Raw genomic sequence first — 17,863 nt, 5'->3', positions numbered from 1 at the left:
GGCTAACGAGAATAGAACTCCACGACCAGCTGCTCGTCCACCGGGACGCTGATCTGCTCGCGCTCGGGCCTGTTGACCAGCGTGAACCGCAGGTCGGAATGATCGACGGACAGGTAGGCCGCGATCCGCTCGTCGGCGTACACGCCCTCGGCGGCGGCCACGAACGGCTGCATCCTGCGTGAGCGCTCCCGCACGGTGATGACCTGGCCGGGCTTGACCAGGTAGCTGGGGATGTCCACCTTGCGGCCGTCGACGGCGATGTGGCCGTGGTTGACGTACTGCCTGGCCGCGTAGATCGACGGGGCCAGGCCGGCCCGCAGCACCAGCGAGGCCAGACGGGTCTCCAGCAGCGTGACCAGCTCGGCACCCGACGCGCTCGGCTTGCGCACGGCGAGGTCCCAGTAGCGGCGCAGCTGCCGCTCCGACACGTCGTAGTACCAGCGCAGCTTCTGCTTCTCCAGCAGCCGCAGCCCGTAGTCGCCGGAGTTGCGGCGGTTGGTCTTGCGGCCGTGCTCGCCCGGCGGGTAGGGGCGCTGCTCGAAGTAGCGGACGGCCTTCTTGGTCAGCGGGACGCCCGCGCGACGTGACAGTCGCACCTTCGGACCGGTGTAGCGCACGTTCACCTCATGTGGTTAGGTAGTCCTTACTTAGGTAAGGCTAACCTATAGCTAAGTGAGATCTCAAGGAGGCGCCATGCTCACGATCCCCGAGCGGATCCGCACTCTTGCCGCGTCGGCGAGCGTCGCCCGGCTGTCCGTCGACGGCGCCCCCGTGCCCGCCCGCGGCGGGGTCGACGAGCGGGGCCGCCCGGTGCTGCTGGTGCGGCCGGGCGAGGCGCTGCACGGCCTGCGCGACGACGCCGTCGTGGCGGTGAACCTGACCGCCATGCGCGTGCTCGGCCAGGTCTCGCATCCCCGTGGGCTGCTCGAGGTGCAGGGATGGGCGCAGGCGGTGCCCGAGAGCGAGGCGCGCGGGGCCGCCGTCGCGGTCGCGGCGCACACCGCCGACGAGGCCCTGTTCGAGGCGCTGGAGAGGTACGGGCGGCCGGACGCGCCCCGGCTGCTGCGGCTCGATGTCGGCCAGGTGGTGTACCTGACCGGGCACGACTCCGGAGTGCTGGACGCCGACGACTACCTCGACGCCATCCCCGATCCACTGGCCACCACCGCCGAGCGCGTGCTGGCCCACATCAACGAATCGCACCGGGCCCAGCTCGCGGGTGGGGTGGCCAAGCACCTGGGCGGGGACGCCGGGAACGTGTGGCTGTGGGAGCTGGACCGCTACGGCGCGACGGTCCGGGCGGACGAGCAGCTCGTACGCTTCGCGTGGCCGGCCCCCGCGCACACCGCGCTCTGCCTGGAGACCGCGCTGCGCGGCCTGCTGTGCGCGTGTTGACTGCCCTGCCGACCGTGAGGGGTTCGCGGCGCTGAGCGTCAGGGGGACGTGCCGGGGAACTTGATCACGATTCGCCGGGAGTCGCCCGAGATGGGGTGCCGAGTTACTATCATCGGCGCCTGTGGATCACACAGAGCGGCGCAGGCGGATTCTGATGGTCGCCGGACTGATGGCCGGTTGCCTGATGCTGGCCACCGCGGCGATCCTCGTCGGCGGCGTCTTCCCCGGGACACAGCTCACTATGGCCGGCCTGCCCGACCGTGGCCACCACCCGGGCCCGGCACGGCGCGAGCCGGGAGCGATCGAGTCGAAGCTCGCCCGCTATCGCGTCCCGGTCACGCGTCCGGTCCAGTCCACGCCGCCCCCCGCGGACCCCGCGCCCACCCGCCGGGCCAGGAGGACCGCCCCGCCCACCCCTGCCGCCACCCGGGCGACCGGCAGCCCGCACCCCCAGGCCAGCCCCACCCGGAGCGCGTCACCGACCCCGCGGCCCAACGGCACGGCCATCGCCACGCTGCAGCCCGCGCTGCCCGAGGCGGCCATGGGCCACACGCAACCACCGAGGAGCATCCCCTCGGACCGGATCACGCCACCGCGCAAGACGAAGAAGCCCTGGCCGAGCCGGCACCCCCACCGGTGAGAGCCTGACCGAACCGCATCCCCAGCGGTGCGGGCCTGACCGCCGCCGACCGCCAGGAAGCGGCCTTGAAGCCGACCGTCAGGAAGTGACCTTGAGGCGGGCGATCATGCTCTCGTCGACGGCGTCCGGCGAGAGCACGTGGTCGAGGACCATGACCGCGCACCCGCTGATGCCCGCCCCGGCGCCCAGCCTGCTGGGCTCGATGCGCAGCCGGCGGGTGGCCAGCGCGGTGCCGCGGCGGTAGACGACCTCGCGGATGCTCGACACCAGCGGCCCGAACGCCTCGGCCACGTCGCCACCGAGTACCACGACCGACGGGTTGAGGATGTTGACGGCGATGGCCAGGACCTCGCCGATCCGGCGGCCCGCCTCGCGGACGATCGCCATCGTCTCGGCGTCCCCGGCGCGCACCAGCGCGGTCACGTCGGCGATGGTCTTGACGTCCTTGCCCGCGGCCCGCAGGTCGCGCAGCAGCGCGGTGCCACTGGCGACCGAGTCGACGCAGTCGATGTTGCCGCAGCGGCACAGCACGCCGCCGCCGTCGCGTACGGGGATGTGGCCGATCTCGCCCGCCGCGCCGAGCGCGCCGCGCAGGATCTCGCCGCCCGCGATGACGCCCGCGCCGATCCGGGTGGACACCTTGACGAACATCAGGTCGTCCAGGTCGGGATAGGCGCCCCGGTGCTCGCCGATGGCCAGCAGGTTGACGTCGTTGTCGATGAGTACGGGCACCGGGAAGCGTTCGCGGACCACCGGCGGGATCACCACGCCCGTCCACGAGGCCATCACCCTGGCGCTCTCGGTGCGGCCCTGCGCGAACTCGACCGTGGCGGGCATGCCCATGCCCACGCCCCGCAGCATCGAGCGCGGCCGGTCGCCGAGGAGTTCGTCCCAGGTGTCCATGACGAGCGGCAGCACCACGTCGGGGCCCTGCTCGACGTCGATGGCGAAGTCGCGCCCCTCGAGCTCGCGGCCGGCCAGGTCGCAGACCGCCACCCGCGTACGGGTGGCGCCGAGGGCGGCCACCAGCACCACGCCGCCGACGGCGTTGAACTCCAGCCGGACCGGGGGCCGGCCGCCGGTGGACGGCGCGTCGGCCCGCTCCACGACCAGACCGCGGTCGAGCAGCTCGCCGACTCGCAGTTGCACCGCGGGGCGGGACAGACCGGTCACCCGGCCCAGATCCGCTCGCGTCACGGCCTCACCGGTGCGAATGAGGCGGAGCACCTCGCCACTCGTGGCGAGCGTCGCGGCGGTACGTCGAGGCATCCGCCAAGTGAATCACAGGAGGTTAGGTAATGAAAAGTCTCGACTTTTTTATCTCAAATAGCAAAACTCTGCTTGTGTAGTTACCCAACTCTGGCTAGTGTCCGTTCTGTCCCTGCTTGGTAGATCATCGGAGTTCCCAGCCGTGTCCCCCTCTCCCACCCCCGCCACCGCGCACGCCGCTGACCTTGTCGTCTTCGGCGGCACCGGCGACCTGTCCATGCGCAAGCTGCTCCCGGCGCTCTACCACAGCGACGTGGAGGGCCGGCTCTCGCCCGAGACGCGGATCATCGCCATGTCCCGGGGCGGGCTGACCGACGAGGACTTCCGCGGCAAGGTGGACGCCGAGGTACGGGACCAGGTCCCGGCCGACCTCGGCGCGTGGCAGCGCTTCCTGGGCCGCCTGCACCACGTGTCCGTCGACGTGGGCGGCACGAACCGGTCCGGCTGGCGCGCGCTGGCCGCCCTGCTGGGCGGGCACGAGCAGCGCGACCGGGTGTTCTACCTGGCCAGCCCGCCGATGACGTTCGGGCCGTTCTGCCGCGAACTGGACCAGGCGGGCCTGGTGACGCCCCGCTCGCGGGTGGTGCTGGAGAAGCCGCTCGGCCGCGACCTGGCCAGCGCCCAGCGGATCAACGAGGAGGTCGGCGCCATCTTCGACGAGGCGCAGATCTTCCGCATCGACCACTACCTGGGCAAGGAGACCGTGCAGAACCTGCTCGTGCTCCGCTTCGCCAACGCCTTCCTGGAGCCGATCTGGAACTCCCTCTGGATCGACCACGTGCAGATCACCGCCGCCGAGACCGTGGGCACGCCCGGCCGGCGCGGCTACTACGACCAGGCCGGCGCGCTGCGCGACATGGTGCAGAACCACCTGCTCCAGCTGCTCTGCATGACCGCCATGGAGCCGCCGGCCCGCAACGACCGCGAGGCGATCCGCGACGAGAAGGTGAAGGTGCTCCAGGCGCTGCGGCCCATCACCGGCACCGAGGTCGACCGCTTCACCGTGCGCGGCCAGTACACCGAGGCCGACGGCATGCCCGGCTACCTGGACGAGCCCGCCTCCACCCCGCCCACCGAGGCCTCGCGCCGGGTGGAGACGTTCACCGCGATCCGCGCCGAGGTCAAGAACTGGCGGTGGGCCGGGGTGCCGTTCTACCTGCGTACCGGCAAGCGCCTGCCGCGCCGGGCATCGGAGATCGTGGTGCAGTTCAAGGACGTGCCGCACTCCATCTACCCCGGCGGCTCGCCGAACCGGCTCGTCCTGCGGCTGCAGCCGGAAGAGGGCATCGAGCTGCACATCATGGCCAAGGAGCCGGGAGCGGGCGAGGTGGCGCTCAAGCCGGTGCCGCTGAGCCTCAGCTTCGGCAAGACGTTCACCGCGCGCGTACCGGAGGCGTACGAGCGGCTGCTCATGGACGTGCTGGCGGGCAACCCGACGCTGTTCATGCGCCGTGACGAGGTGGCCGCGGCCTGGCAGTGGATCGACCCGATCCTGGCCGCCTGGGAGTCGTCCGCCGAACTGCCCGAGCCCTACCCCGCCGGGTCCACCGGACCGGCGGGCGCCCACGAGCTGCTCGCCCGCAGCGGTCGCGAGTGGCACGAAGAGGACCAAGCGTGAACAAGCCGACTTGGGGTCGAGGACCCACTGAAGGAGGGTCTATGCACCCCGTCGTCCAGGAGATCACCGACAGGATCACCGAACGCAGCCGAGCCAGCCGCACCGTCTACCTGGAGCGGATCCGGCGCGAAGGTGAAGCCGCCCGCGCCAAGGGCCCGGCCCGCGCGCACCTCGGCTGCGCCAACCTGGCACATGGCTTCGCCGCCGCGCCGGCCGCCGACAAGCCCCTCCTGATGGGTACGGCCAAGCCCGGCGTGGCGATCGTGACCAGCTACAACGACATGCTCTCCGCGCACCAGCCGTACGAGACGTACCCGGCCGAATTGAAGGCGGCGGTGCGCGCGGCCGGTGGCGTGGCGCAGGTGGCGGGCGGCGTGCCCGCGATGTGCGACGGCATCACCCAGGGCCGCGCCGGTATGGAGCTGTCGCTCTACAGCCGGGACGTGATCGCCATGTCGGCCGCGATCGCGCTGTCGCACGACATGTTCGACGCGTCGCTGCTGCTGGGCGTCTGCGACAAGATCGTGCCGGGCCTGCTGATCGGGGCGCTGCACTTCGGGCACCTGCCCGCGATCTTCGTGCCGGCCGGCCCGATGACCTCGGGGCTGCCGAACAAGGTCAAGGCCCGCACCCGGCAGCTGTTCGCCGAGGGCAAGGTGGGCCGGGACGAGCTGCTCGACGCCGAGGCCAAGTCGTACCACTCCCCCGGCACCTGCACCTTCTACGGCACCGCCAACTCCAACCAGGCGCTGATGGAGGTCATGGGCCTGCACCTGCCGGGCTCGACGTTCGTCAACCCGCACACCGAGCTGCGGCACGCGCTGACCGAGGCGGCCGGGCGCCGGGCGGTGGAGATCACCGCGCACGGCCCCGAGTACACCCCGGTCGGCGAGCTGGTCGACGAGAAGTCGATCGTGAACGCCTGCGTGGCGCTGCTGGCCACCGGCGGCTCCACCAACCACACGCTGCACCTGGTCGCCATGGCCGCCGCCGCGGGCATCGTCCTGACCTGGGACGACCTGGCCTGCCTGTCGGCCGTCGTGCCCTCGCTGACCAAGATCTACCCGAACGGCCAGGCGGACGTGAACCACTTCCGCGACGCCGGCGGCATGCAGGTGCTCATCGGCGACCTGCTGGACGAGGGCCTGCTGCACGCCGACGTGCTGACCGTGGCCGGGCGTGGGCTGGACCACTACCGGTCGGCTCCGACACTGTCCGACGGGAAGCTGACCTGGTCGGAGGTGACCGGCGGCAGCGCCGACCTCGACGTGCTGCGGCCGGTGGCCGCGCCGTTCTCCGCCGACGGCGGCATCCACATGGTCGAGGGCAACCTGGGCCGGGCCGTCAGCAAGGTGTCGGCGGTCAAGGCCGAGCACCTGGTGATCGAGGCGCCGGCCAAGGTGTTCGACGACCAGCTCGAACTGCTGCGCGCCTTCGAGGCGGGCGAGCTGGACGGGCAGGACTTCGTCGCGGTCATCCGCTACCAGGGGCCGAGCGCGAACGGCATGCCCGAGCTGCACAAGCTCACGCCGCCGCTGGCCGTACTGCTCGATCGGGGGCAGCGGGTGGCGATCGTGACCGACGGCCGCATGTCGGGCGCCTCCGGCAAGGTGCCCGCGGCCATCCACCTGTCGCCCGAGGCGGCGGACGGCGGGCCGATCGCGCTGGTCCGCGAGGGCGACGTGATCAGGCTCGACTCGGCGGCGGGGACGCTGGAGGTGCTGGTCCCGGCCGAGGAGCTGGCCCGGCGCACGCCCGGCGGACGGCCGCTGAGCGACGCGCAGTGGGTGGGGACCGGGCGCGAGCTGTTCGCGACGTTCCGCCGCATGGCGGGGCACGCGGAGCAGGGGGCGGGGATCTTCGGGATCAGCGGCGCCGAGTCGCCGGACCACGGCCCCGGACTGGGCTTCCCCGCCGAGGCGGGCGCCTCGCACCTGGAGTCGGGCGCCCCTCGCGGGCGGCACGCGAGCATCGCCAGGTGAACATCGTGCTCTTCAGTTCTCCGCGGCGCGTCGGCGAGCCGTCGTGAGCGCGTTCGATCTGCCGTGGCTGGTCGCCGACATCGGCGGCACCAACGCCCGGTTCGGGCTGGTCACCTCGCCGGGAGCGCGGCCGTCGCACGTCGCGGTCCTGGCGGGGGCCGACTACGCCACTCTCCCGGAAGCCGTAGCCGCCTACCTCGCGCAGCACGCGGGCGGAGTGCGGCCGGGAGCGGCGTGCCTGGCCGTGGCCGGACCCGTCGAGGGCGAGCGCTACGCGCTGACGAACTCGGCCTGGAGCGGCTCGGCGAGCGACCTCGGCCTGCCGTACACGATGATGCTGAACGACTTCGAGGCGCTGGCCGTCTCGCTGCCCCGTCTGGAGGCCAGCGACCTGGCGTCCCTGGGCGGCCCGGAACCCGCCCACGGCGTCAAGGCCGTGCTCGGGCCCGGCACCGGGCTCGGTGTCGCCGGGCTGGTGCCCACCGACGGCGGCTGGACGCCGGTCTCCGGCGAGGGCGGGCACGTCACGATACCGGTGCGCGACGACCGGGAGCGGGAGATCGTCCGGGTGCTCCGCGCCGGGGGCCTGGACCACGTGGTGGCCGAGCATGTGCTGTCGGGCCCCGGCCTGGTGGTGCTGCACCGGGCCCTCGCCGAGGTCAACGGCGTCGACGCGCCTCGCCTGTCGTCGGCGGACATCGTGGCGCGGCTGGACGACTCGCTGTGCGCGGAGACGGTCGAGGTGTTCTGCGGGATGCTGGGGAGTTTCGCCGGGAACGTGGCGCTGACCCTCGGCGCCCGGGGTGGCGTCTATCTCGGCGGCGGAGTGCTGCCCCGTATCGTGGAGCGCGTGCGTACCAGCGACTTCCGAGCCAGGTTCGCCGACAACCCGGACATGGCCGGCTACCTGTCGGCCATCGCGACCACGCTCATCGTCGCCCCGCAACCGGCGCTGACGGGCGCCGCCGCCTGGCTGGCGCAGCGCGCCGCAGGAGAGCGGCTGCCCTCGGGCGGCCGAGTAAATGAGCTGTACCCATTGAGGAGAGAACTTTCATGAGCCTGCTCGATCTCGCCCCCGTCATCCCCGTCGTGGTGATCGACGACGTGGAGACGGCCGTGCCGCTGACGCGGGCGCTCGTCGCGGGCGGCCTGCCGGTCATCGAGGTGACCCTGCGTACGGCGGGCGCGCTGGAGGCCATCGCCAGGATCGCCGCCGAGGTGCCGGAGGCCACGGTCGGTGCCGGAACAATCCGGACTTCTGATGATATTGCGGCGTCTTTGGCGGCTGGGGCGAAGTTCCTGGTCTCGCCCGGGACGACGCTGACCCTGGCCGACGCGCTGGACGCGAGCGGGCTGCCGTACCTGCCGGGCGCGGCGACCGCCTCCGAGGCGATGGCGCTGGCCGAGCGGGGGCTGAAGGAGCTGAAGTTCTTCCCCGCGGAGCCCGCGGGCGGCGTGGCGTACCTGAAGGCGCTGTCGGCGCCGCTGCCGGATGTGCGATTCTGCCCCACGGGCGGCATCAGGCCGGCCACCGCGCCCGACTACCTCGCGCTGCCGAACGTCGGCTGCGTCGGCGGCACCTGGCTGACCCCGGCCGACGCCCTGGCCGCGGGCGACTGGGGCCGGGTGGAGAAGCTGGCCTCCGAGGCCGCCGCCCTCCGCTGAGGCACCCGCCCCCAACGCGTTCTATACGGCACCTATACGGCCGCTGAGCAGCCTGAGCCTGACTGGCTTTTCGCGTCGCAGCGGAGGTGGACGGTGTTCAAGAAGCCTTGGGGGCCACCGCTCTCCGTCGCCCCGCCACTGACGCCCGGTGCCTACTCGGAGAGCATAGTGATCACTCCTCGCTACACCTACGACCCCTTCAGCAGCCGCAGCTGATTTCCGGAAGGGAACCCGCGACTCCATCGCCCTGAACTTCTTCCTCGCCGTGCCCGCCGCCTTCGGCTGACAATCGGGCTTGACATCGGCGGGAGCCGTCATAAAGGCTTCCGTCGATGTTGGCGTTGCATGGGTTGACGGGAAAAGAACCATCGTGCACATTTAAGCGACTTTGATCTTCTTTGTGCACTTTAGCCTTGTCCGGGGGCGCGATGGAGTTCGCCGTTCTGGGGCCGCTTGACATCTCGGCCGATGCCCAGTCCTTACCACTCGGCGCCGGAAAACAGCGTGCCCTGCTCGCCGAACTCCTCTGCCGTCCGGGGCGCCCCGTCTCCCCCGCCACGCTCATCCAGGCGCTCTGGGGCCAGAGCCAGCCCCGCACCGCGCCGGACAACCTCCGGCTCTACGTGCACCAGCTCCGCAGGACGCTGGGCCACGACCGGATCACCCGCACCGCCGCAGGCTACGTACTCACCCTCCATCCGGGCGAGCTCGACGCGGACAGGTTCGAGGAGCTGGCCGAACAGGGCAGGAGCGCCCTGTCCGCCGGCGAGCACGAACGGGCCGCCGAACTGCTCAAGCAGGCGCTGGACCTGTGGCGCGGTCCGGCGTACGCGGAGCTGAACCTGACCGTCGGGCTCAGCGACCACGCGCACCGCCTGGAGGAGGAGCGGCTGATCGCGCTGGAGAACCGGATCGAGGCGGACCTGGCCCGCGGGATGCACGCCGCGCTCGTCGCCGAGCTGACCGGGCTGGTCGGCGAGCATCCCCTGCGGGAACGGCCGCGCTGGCAGCTCATGCTCGCCCTGGCCAGGTCGGGCCGCCAGGCGGAGGCGCTGGCCACCTACCGCGACGCCCGCCGGGTCTTCGCCGCCGAGCTCGGCCTCGATCCCGGCGCCGAGCTCCGGCGCCTGCACCAGGCCATCCTCACGGGCACCCTGCCCGTCGAGTCCGCGACCGTACCGCCGGACGACCCCTCCCTTCGCTCCCCCGCCCAGTTGCCGGCCGACATCTCCGACTTCACCGGACGGAGCGAGCAGCTCGCCGAACTGACGGACCTCCTCGGCGACGGCCCACCCCCGGGACCGGGGCCCATGCGCGTGTACGTCATCGCGGGGATGGGCGGGGTCGGCAAGACGACGCTGGCCGTACACGCGGCCCATCTGATCGCCCAGCACTACCCCGACGGGCAGCTGCACACCAACCTGCACGGCGCCGAGTCCTCCCCCGCCGATCCCGCGCAGGTGCTCGCGGCCTTCCTCACCGCACTCGGCGTGCCGCGGCCCACCCTGCCGGAGACCCTTGAGGAGCGGGCCGCCGTCTTCAGGAGCCGGCTGGCGGAGCGCCGGATGCTCATCGTGCTCGACAACGCCGCCTCGGAGCAGCAGGTTCGCCCGCTGTTCCCCGGTACGTCCGGCTGCGCCGTCATCATCACCAGCAGGACCCGGCTGACCGGCCTGTCCGGCGCGGCGGTGGTCGAGCTCTCGGTGCTCCACCCCGAGCAGGGCGTGCAACTGCTCTCCAGGATCGTCGGAGCCGACCGGGTGGCCGCCGAGCCGGAGGCGGCGGCCGAGCTCGTCCGGCTGTCGGACGGCATACCCCTGGCCGTCCGGGTGGCGGGCGCCCGCCTCGTAGCCCGGCCGCACTGGCCGCTGACCCGCCTGGCCGGCCAGCTCACCGACGAGCGGCGGCGGCTGGACCAGTTCACCACCGGCGACCTGGCCGTCCGGGCCAGCCTGGCGCTCAGCTATGTGGGGCTGGATCCCGACGCGCGCCGGGCGTTCCGGCTGCTCGGCTCGCTGGACGTGCCCGACTTCGCGGGCTGGGTGGCCGGGGCGCTGCTCGACCTTCCCGTGGCGGCCGGCGAGGAGCTGGTCGAGACGCTGGTGGACACGCAGCTGGTGCTGTTCAGCGGGATGGACGCGGCGGGCCAGCCGCGCTACCGCTTCCACGACCTCGTCCGCCTCTACGCCCGCGAGCGCGGTGAGCTCGAGGACGAGCCGGAGGCCGTGGCCGCGGCCCTGAGCAGGGCCTTCGGCGCCTGGCTCGCGCTGGCCGAACGCGCCACCGAGCGCGTGCCGGGCACCTCCTCGGCCATCATCCACGGCACCGCCCCGCGCTGGAACTCCCCCGACGGCGCCCCCTGGGACGGTCCGGCCGTACAGGATCCGATGGCCTGGTTCGACACCGAGCGGACGGCGCTGATCGCGGCGATCCGCCAGGCGTGCTCGCTGGGCCTGGCCGAGGTCGCCTGGGATACCGCCTGCTGCGTGGAGCGCTACTTCGACGTGTGCGGGCAGTTCGACGACTGGCGCGGGCTGCACGAACGCGTCCTGGAGGTCTGCCTCGCGACAGGCAACCGGCTCGGGGAGGCGGTGATCCGGCGCGGGCTCATGCACGCCACGACGTGGATGGAGACGGGCGGCGAGGCCATGGCCGCGCAGTACGAGGGGGCCGAGCGGCTGATCACCCTGTTCTCCGAACTGGGTGAGGAGCGCGGGCTGTCCGACGCGTACGTGCTGCGGGCCTGGGGCGAGGCGGCCAGAGGCGACATGGCGGAGGGCCTGCGGTCCGGGCAGATCGCCTTGAGCCTGGCCGAGAGCAGCGGCCACCAGAGCGGGCAGGCCAGGGCGCTGGTGTGCATGGCGGTGGCGTACGGGACGCGCGACATCAAGATGGCCATCGTGCACCTGCTGCGGGGCCTGGAGCTGGCCGAGAAGCTCGGCAATCCGCGCTTCGAGGCGACGACACTGCAGTTCCTGGGCCTGGCGCACGCCCATGCGCAGGAGTTCGACGCCGGGCTGGAGTACCTGGTCAGGGCCCTGGCCATCTACCGCCAGATCCGCGATCCGCTGCTGGAGGCGATGGGCCTGGTCGCCCTGGCCCGGCTGTACGCCGGGCACCACGATCCAAGGGCGCGGCCCGCGGCCGAGGCGGCCGAGATGCTGAGCCGCTCACACCGTCTGGCCCACCACCAGGCCGACGCGCTCTGGGTGCTCGGCGGCGTGGACCTGGCGGAGGGCAGGATCGACGAGGCGGTCGCCCATCTGGAGGAGTCGGTCAGGCTCTGGCGTACTCGGGGGTGGCAGGAGTTCCTGGCGGGCGCGCTGGCCGACCTCGCGGAGGCCTACACCGCCGCCGGCGACCTCACGGCGGCCGCCGCCGCCCGTAGTGAGGCGACCGCGCTCACGGGATCTACCTAGGCCGGATGAGTATCACGGCGGATGGTGGGAAGGTCCGTCGCCGATCAGGGTGGCCTTCACACCTCGTCTTGGGGAGTCTCATGACCCGTTCCGTCCTTGTGTGGGCCCTGGTCCTCGTCGTCGTGGGAGCCGTCGCCGTGGCGCTCTGCGTCGCCACCGCACCCGTGGTGTCCGCCGAGGCCCCGCGTGAGTTCTTCGACTCGCCCTTCCTGCTGCCTGCCTTCCTCGTCCTGGCGGTCCTGGCCGGTCTGGCCGGGTGGTTCGCCCCTCAGGTGGGCCTCCTGTGGGGCCTGCTCGCCGCCGCTCCGTTCTACGTCTACTTCGCGTCGGGCGTGGTCAGGGAACTGCGGGAAGGTGGCCAGGGTCTCTGGCTGGTCGGCCTGCTGTACCTGGTCGGCCTCACGCTCATCCCGCTGATCGCGGCCCTGGCGACCTCGCTGGTCGCCAGGGCGCGGGGGTGAGTCACCCCTTGTAGTTGAAGATCTGGCGGAGGGTGTGCTGAACCGCCACCAGATCCTTCTGGTCCGCCATCACCTGGTCGATGGACTTGTAGGCCTCGGGATGCTCGTCGACCAGCGCGGCGGCCCGGTCCGCGTTCCAGGTCCGGCCGCTCATCGCCGCGGTCAGGGAGGCCGCGGACAGCTCCCGCTTCGCCTTCGTACGGGACATGCGGCGGCCCGCCCCGTGCGAGCAGGAGTTGTACGACTCGGGATTCCCCCGGCCGCGCACGATGTACGAGCGGGTGCCCATCGAACCGGGGATCACGCCTTCGTCACCGGTGTCGGCCTTGATGGCTCCCTTACGGGTGATCCACAGGGACTTGCCGTAGTGGGTCTCCTGCTGGGTGAAGTTGTGGTGACAGTTGATCGTACGAACCCGCTCACCCTGGCCCGCGACCCGGAACAGGGCGTTGACCAGGACCTTGTCCATCCGGGCCCGGGAGGCCATGGCGTAGCGCTGGGCCCACAGCATGTCCTCGATGTACGCGGTGAACTCCGGCGTGCTCTGCACGAGGTAGGCCAGATCCGGGTCCTCCAGGCCGATCTCCTGCTTCTTCATCAGCTTCTTCGCGCCCGTGATGTGCGTCTGGGCGAGCTGGTTGCCGATGCCGCGCGAACCCGAGTGCAGCACCGTCCAGACCCGATCGCGCTCGTCCAGGCAGACCTCGACGAAGTGGTTGCCGGAGCCGAGGGTGCCGAACTGGTCGGACACCTTCTTGGTCTGCTTCGGGTTGAGATCGGTGTGCGGCAGGCCGAGATCGCTGAGGGCACGGTCCATCGACGGGTCGTCATGGCCCTTTCCGACGCCGGCCGGGATGCGGTGCTCCACCATCGGCATCAGGGCGGCGAGGGTGTCGGGCAGGTCCGCGGCCGTCAGCGTCGTCTCGGTGGCGACCATGCCGCAGCCGATGTCCACGCCGACGGCGGCGGGGATGATCGCGTTCTCGGTGGGAATGACCGAGCCGACCGTGGCGCCGATGCCGACATGAGCGTCGGGCATGAGCGCGACGTGCCCGGAGACGAATGGCAGGCGGGCAGCACGAGCGGCCTGCGTGATCGCGCCTTCATCGATCTCGCTGGCCCACGACAACAGGTTCGGTGCGGGCTGGTTCGGCATGGGATAGGTCTCCTCGCTGGTTCGTGATCAGTTTGGCGAGACCAGGAGGCATTTCCCACTCATTTTACCGAATTCCGGATTTGTGGAGTGGCGTGCGCTTCGCGTGGTGCCGGTTCAGGCGGGCATCGCCTTGTAACGTGGTGCCGGTTCAGGCGGGCATCGCCTTGTAGCGTGGTGCCGGTTCAGGCGTCCACGCTGGGAGCAGCCGCATGCGCTGGCAGGTCCACTCCGAAGAGCCCCTCTACACCGACCGCTGGCTCGATGTCCGCGTGGCCGACGTGGAGCTTCCGGACGGCAGGCATCTCGACCATCGCCTCATCCGTACGGCGTCGGGAGCCGGAGCCGTCGTCACCGACGATCAGGGCCGCGTACTGCTGATCTGGCGGCATCGCTTCATCACCGACACGTGGGGCTGGGAGATCCCGACCGGCCGGATCGAGGAGGGCGAGGAGCCGATCGTGGCCGCCGCCCGCGAGGTCGAGGAGGAGACCGGCTGGCGCCCCGGCCCCTTGCGACCGCTGCTCTACACCCAGCCGTCCAACGGCATCTCCGACTCCGCGCAGCACGTCTTCCGCGCCGACGGCGCCCGGCACATCGGGCCGCCCGCGGAACCCTGGGAGGCCGAGCGCATCGAGTGGGTCCCGCTCACCGACGTCCGCCGCCTGATCGACAAGCGCGGCATCGTCTGCGGCACCACCATGAACGCGCTGCTCTACCTCCTCATCGAGGGGTGAATGGTGCCTCTCGCGCGGCCGGGCGGCCACGTGCCGTGCGGACTGGGAGGCGAGCCCCAAACCCGTCCAAACTCAGTGGCCACCGGGTGACCCGTTCCTCCGTTAGAGTCTTGGGGAACGGGCATGCCGGGCGGAGGATCTGGTCGGTTGAGGCAACACGGCAACGAAGGCGAGAGGAAAGCGACGTTGGGGCAGCAGGGGCGCTCCGCAGGCACTCCGCTGACGCCGGAAGACCCGTCGGCGATCGGCCCCTATGAGCTGATCAGCCGCCTCGGCTCGGGCGGCATGGGCACCGTCTACCTGGCCAAGGCCGCCGACGGCGTACAGGTCGCGCTCAAGGCGATCCGCCGCGATTACACCATGGACCCGGTCTACCGGGCGCGCTTCCACGAAGAGGTGTCCAACGCCCGCAAGGTCGCCTCGTTCTGCACGGCCCGCGTCCTCGACCACGGCGAGCACGACGGGGTCCTCTACCTCGTCACCGAGTACATCGAGGGCATCTCCCTCGAGAACCACCTGATCGAGCACGGCCCGCTGACACCGTCCGTGCTGCACTCGGCGGCCGTGGGCGTGGCGGCGGCGCTGACCGCGATCCACGCCGTCGGCCTGGTGCACCGGGACCTCAAGCCCGCCAACGTGATGCTGACGCTGGGCGGCCCGCGAGTGATCGACTTCGGGCTGGCCCGCTCGTCCCACGTCTCCACCCGCCACACCAACGCGGGCATGGTGATGGGCACGCCCGGCTGGATCGCTCCCGAGCAGGTCTTCGAGGGCCGCACCAGCCCGGCGGGCGACGTGTTCGCCTGGGGATCGCTGATCGCCTACGCCGGGCTCGGCGGCCATCCGTTCGGCGAGGGCGACGCCTACGTCATGGCGGCGCGCGCCCGCACCGCCCCGCCGGACCTGCGCGGCCTGCCCGCGCCGCTCGACCGGCTGGTGGCCGCGGCCATCCACCCCGACCCCGCGCGCCGACCGGCGGCCAAGCAGCTCCTGCTCGAACTCGTGGGCGCGGCCGACGAGCCGGCCGCCCAGCTCGCCGCGACCCGCCATCTCACCAGCTCGTGGAACCCGTCGGAGTTCCCGCCGCTGGCCGAGTTCCCGAACAATCCGCAGGTACGCCAGGCGCCGCCGGGCTGGACCCCGCCGCCGCAGGGCCACCAGCCGTCGGCCCACCAGCCGTCGTCTCACCAGCCTCAGCCTCAGGCGCACCAGCAGACCGGTATGGGGCCGCTGCCGGGACGCGGGCCGGCACCACACCCGCCCGCCCAGGCGCCGCCCCCGCCGCCGCCCCGCCAGTCACCTCCTCGCCAGGCGCCACCCCATCAGGCATCGCCCCGCCAGGCATCGCCGCCTCCTGGTCCGGCGAGCCAGGGACCGCCATCCCTCCAGACGGGACAGGTGCCACTCTCCGCTCATCAGACGGGACAAGTGCCGCTTTCCGCCCATCAGACAGGGCAAGCGCCACTGCCGCCTGGGCCGAGGGGCCCGGTGGCGTTCCCGGTCAAGCGGAAGAGGAGCGTGTTCACCGGCTGCGTGACCGCCATCGTGGTGGCCATCGTGCTGTTGGTGCTGCTGCTGGCCGTACTGGCGTGGGCGCTCAGGTCCCCCGACCCGGTCGGCGCGGACAGCCCGGCGCAGGACGGGAAGCTGAAGTTCGCGGTGACGGGCACCAAGTGCCCCAAACCGGCCAAGGGCGCGAAGCAGCGCACCTGCCAGGTGAGCCTCAAGGTCAACAACATCGGCCAGGAGGCCAGGGTCCTCTACCCCGGCCAGCAGAAACTGCTGGACGAGGACGACGCGTTACACGGCGGCACCAAGCTGCTCGACAAGGCGGGCGCCGAGGTCACGCCGGTCCGCATCGGGCCGGGCCAGTCCTTCAGCGGCGCGCTGCTGTTCGAGCTGCCGAAGGAGGCCCAGCCCGCGGGACTGGAGCTGCATGACTCCGGCCTGAGCACCGGAGTGCGGGTCAGGCTCGATTAGTGCTGTACGAGGCGGGGTCGGAGATATCGACCTTCGACCGATCGGGCAGCGCGTACGTCGCGACCAAGCCGATCACCGCACCGATGATCATGAACACGGAGATGGCCTGCCAGCCGTAGTCGTGCAGCAGCCAGGTGGCGATCAGCGGTGCCGGTCCACCCGCGATGACGGAGGCCAGCTGATATCCCAGCCCGGCACCCCCGTACCGCAGACTGGTCGGGAAGCTCTCCGCGATGAGCGCCGCCTGCGGACCGTACTCCATGGAGTGCTGGAGCTGCGTGACCATCATCGTGACCAGGATGACGACGGCGATGCCGGTGTTGAGCAGCGCGTAGTAGGGGAAGGCGATCACCGCCAGCAGCGCGGCCCCGATGAGGTAGAGCCTGCGGCGGCCTATTCGATCGCTGAGATGCCCGAAGTACGGGATCGCGAAGAGCTCGACGGCCGCCGCGGCGCTGACGGCGGCGAAGGCGAACGTTCGCGACATCCCGATGGTCGGGGACGTGATGTAGGTGATCACGAATGTCGTGTAGAGGTAGAACGGCATCTGCTCCGGGATGCGCAGGAGCGCGCTGAGCAGGACCTCCTTCGGGTGCTTCTTGAGTACCTCGACCACCGGCAGCTTGGCCACCTGCCTGGTCTCGAGGAGCTTGGCGAACAGCGGCGTCTCCATGACCCGCAACCGCACCCAGAGACCCACGGCGACCAGCACCAGGCTGGCCAGGAACGGAATCCGCCAGCCCCAGTCCTTGAACGAGTCGCCGGCCGCGAGAGCCACCAGCGACATCGCGCCGGTGCCCAGTATGAGGCCGATGGGCACACCGACCTGCGGCCAGCTGGCCATCAGGCCGCGCCTGCGCTGGTCGCCCCACTCCATCGACAGCAGCACCGAGCCGCTCCACTCGCCGCCGACCGCGATCCCTTGCAGGATGCGCAGGACGACGAGCAGGATCGGCGCGATCACGCCGATGGTGGCGGTGCCGGGCAGCACGCCGATGAGCGCGCTGGAGACGCCCATCATGACAAGGGTGATGATGAGCGTGGCCTTGCGCCCGATGCGGTCGCCCCAGTGCCCGAAGATCGCCGCGCCGACCGGCCGGGCGGCGAACCCGACCGCGTACGTGGCGAAGGACGCCAGAACGCCCGCATAAGGGGTGGACTTGGGAAAGAAGACGTCGGCGAACACGGTCGCCGCGGCCGTGCCATAGAGAAAGAAGTCATACCACTCGATGGCCGTACCGACGACACTCGCCGTCGCCGCTCTCCTCACCTGGGATTGGTGCTCCGCGGCTGGTAACCCGTGATCGTGCGTCACCTGCGCCTCCTCAGCCCGGACCGGGACTCCCAGTGTGATCCGGCTCACACGTCACCCGGTTTGCGCCATGCGTACCCGGCTGGCGGGGGGCGAACACTGGATTTGTCAGATCGTTAGCGACAAATGGTGCCTTTCTGGTGTCGGACGACATCTGTTGCGGCCTCGTCGCCGAAGGCATAACCGCTTTCACGTACCCCACTCGACGCGGTACGGCCCAGCACCCCTCCTC

General features: G+C 71.3%; 14 protein-coding genes. 10 read left to right on the top strand and 4 right to left on the bottom strand.

The genetic code is table 11. The annotated features are described in order from the left end of the window. Nucleotides 1-2: 2 nt before the first annotated feature. Entirely contained in the window at nucleotides 3-617 is a 615-nt protein-coding gene (gene rpsD, locus AB0C30_RS36125; RefSeq protein WP_357952868.1) for a 30S ribosomal protein S4, read from the bottom strand. 76 nt (nucleotides 618-693) lie between these two features. Between rpsD and AB0C30_RS36120 the strand changes: the two genes are divergently transcribed. Together AB0C30_RS36120 and AB0C30_RS36115 are read left to right on the top strand one after the other, a co-directional pair. Next, nucleotides 694-1,395 carry a DUF2470 domain-containing protein gene (locus AB0C30_RS36120; RefSeq protein WP_357952643.1) on the top strand — a complete coding sequence of 234 codons (702 nt, stop codon included), beginning with the start codon at nucleotides 694-696 and terminating at the stop codon, nucleotides 1,393-1,395. A gap of 121 nt (nucleotides 1,396-1,516) precedes the next feature. After that, a complete protein-coding gene (locus tag AB0C30_RS36115; protein ID WP_357952642.1) occupies nucleotides 1,517-2,035 on the top strand; it encodes a hypothetical protein in 519 nt (172 codons plus the stop codon). 78 nt (nucleotides 2,036-2,113) lie between these two features. Here the strand turns inward: AB0C30_RS36115 and AB0C30_RS36110 are convergent, their stop codons facing one another. After that, nucleotides 2,114-3,304, bottom strand: coding sequence for an ROK family transcriptional regulator (locus AB0C30_RS36110; RefSeq protein WP_357952641.1), 1,191 nt, complete (start codon nucleotides 3,302-3,304; stop codon nucleotides 2,114-2,116). Between the two features lie 142 nt (nucleotides 3,305-3,446). Here AB0C30_RS36110 and zwf point away from each other — a divergent pair, with 142 nt between their 5' ends. The 6 genes from zwf (at nucleotide 3,447) to AB0C30_RS36080 (ending at nucleotide 12,449) form a co-directional block, all read left to right on the top strand. Beyond that, on the top strand, nucleotides 3,447-4,922 hold the full coding sequence (gene zwf / locus AB0C30_RS36105; RefSeq protein WP_357952640.1) for a glucose-6-phosphate dehydrogenase: 1,476 nt from the start codon (nucleotides 3,447-3,449) through the stop codon (nucleotides 4,920-4,922). A 41-nt stretch (nucleotides 4,923-4,963) separates the two neighbouring features. Then, nucleotides 4,964-6,904: a phosphogluconate dehydratase gene (gene edd, locus AB0C30_RS36100; RefSeq protein WP_357952639.1), complete on the top strand. Its 1,941-nt coding sequence runs from the start codon at nucleotides 4,964-4,966 to the stop codon at nucleotides 6,902-6,904. A 43-nt stretch (nucleotides 6,905-6,947) separates the two neighbouring features. Then, nucleotides 6,948-7,961, top strand: coding sequence for a glucokinase (gene glk, locus AB0C30_RS36095; protein ID WP_357952638.1), 1,014 nt, complete (start codon nucleotides 6,948-6,950; stop codon nucleotides 7,959-7,961). After that, on the top strand, nucleotides 7,958-8,569 hold the full coding sequence (eda, locus tag AB0C30_RS36090; RefSeq protein WP_357952637.1) for a bifunctional 4-hydroxy-2-oxoglutarate aldolase/2-dehydro-3-deoxy-phosphogluconate aldolase: 612 nt from the start codon (nucleotides 7,958-7,960) through the stop codon (nucleotides 8,567-8,569). Before glk ends, eda begins: the two co-directional genes overlap by 4 nt. 428 nt (nucleotides 8,570-8,997) lie before the next feature. Further along, nucleotides 8,998-11,988 carry a BTAD domain-containing putative transcriptional regulator gene (locus AB0C30_RS36085; protein ID WP_357952636.1) on the top strand — a complete coding sequence of 997 codons (2,991 nt, stop codon included), beginning with the start codon at nucleotides 8,998-9,000 and terminating at the stop codon, nucleotides 11,986-11,988. 80 nt (nucleotides 11,989-12,068) lie between these two features. Then, entirely contained in the window at nucleotides 12,069-12,449 is a 381-nt protein-coding gene (locus AB0C30_RS36080) for a hypothetical protein (RefSeq protein WP_357952635.1), read from the top strand. Nucleotide 12,450: 1 nt separating this feature from the next. Here the strand turns inward: AB0C30_RS36080 and AB0C30_RS36075 are convergent, their stop codons facing one another. Continuing rightward, nucleotides 12,451-13,605 carry an RtcB family protein gene (locus AB0C30_RS36075; RefSeq protein WP_357952634.1) on the bottom strand — a complete coding sequence of 385 codons (1,155 nt, stop codon included), beginning with the start codon at nucleotides 13,603-13,605 and terminating at the stop codon, nucleotides 12,451-12,453. Nucleotides 13,606-13,814: 209 nt separating this feature from the next. Between AB0C30_RS36075 and AB0C30_RS36070 the strand changes: the two genes are divergently transcribed. Both AB0C30_RS36070 and AB0C30_RS36065 read left to right on the top strand, forming a co-directional pair. Continuing rightward, a complete protein-coding gene (locus AB0C30_RS36070) occupies nucleotides 13,815-14,339 on the top strand; it encodes an NUDIX hydrolase (RefSeq protein ID WP_357952633.1) in 525 nt (174 codons plus the stop codon). A 186-nt stretch (nucleotides 14,340-14,525) separates the two neighbouring features. Next, on the top strand, nucleotides 14,526-16,319 hold the full coding sequence (locus tag AB0C30_RS36065) for a protein kinase (protein WP_357952632.1): 1,794 nt from the start codon (nucleotides 14,526-14,528) through the stop codon (nucleotides 16,317-16,319). Here the strand turns inward: AB0C30_RS36065 and AB0C30_RS36060 are convergent. Next, nucleotides 16,306-17,634: an MFS transporter gene (locus AB0C30_RS36060; protein WP_357952631.1), complete on the bottom strand. Its 1,329-nt coding sequence runs from the start codon at nucleotides 17,632-17,634 to the stop codon at nucleotides 16,306-16,308. The genes AB0C30_RS36065 and AB0C30_RS36060 overlap by 14 nt on opposite strands. Between the last annotated feature and the right edge of the window lie 229 nt (nucleotides 17,635-17,863).

This window comes from Nonomuraea sp. NPDC048901, from assembly GCF_040649695.1.
GTDB lineage: Bacteria > Actinomycetota > Actinomycetes > Streptosporangiales > Streptosporangiaceae > Nonomuraea.
The sequence above is the reverse complement of the archived record's forward strand: the minus strand, read 5'-3'. Positions and strand labels throughout refer to the sequence as shown.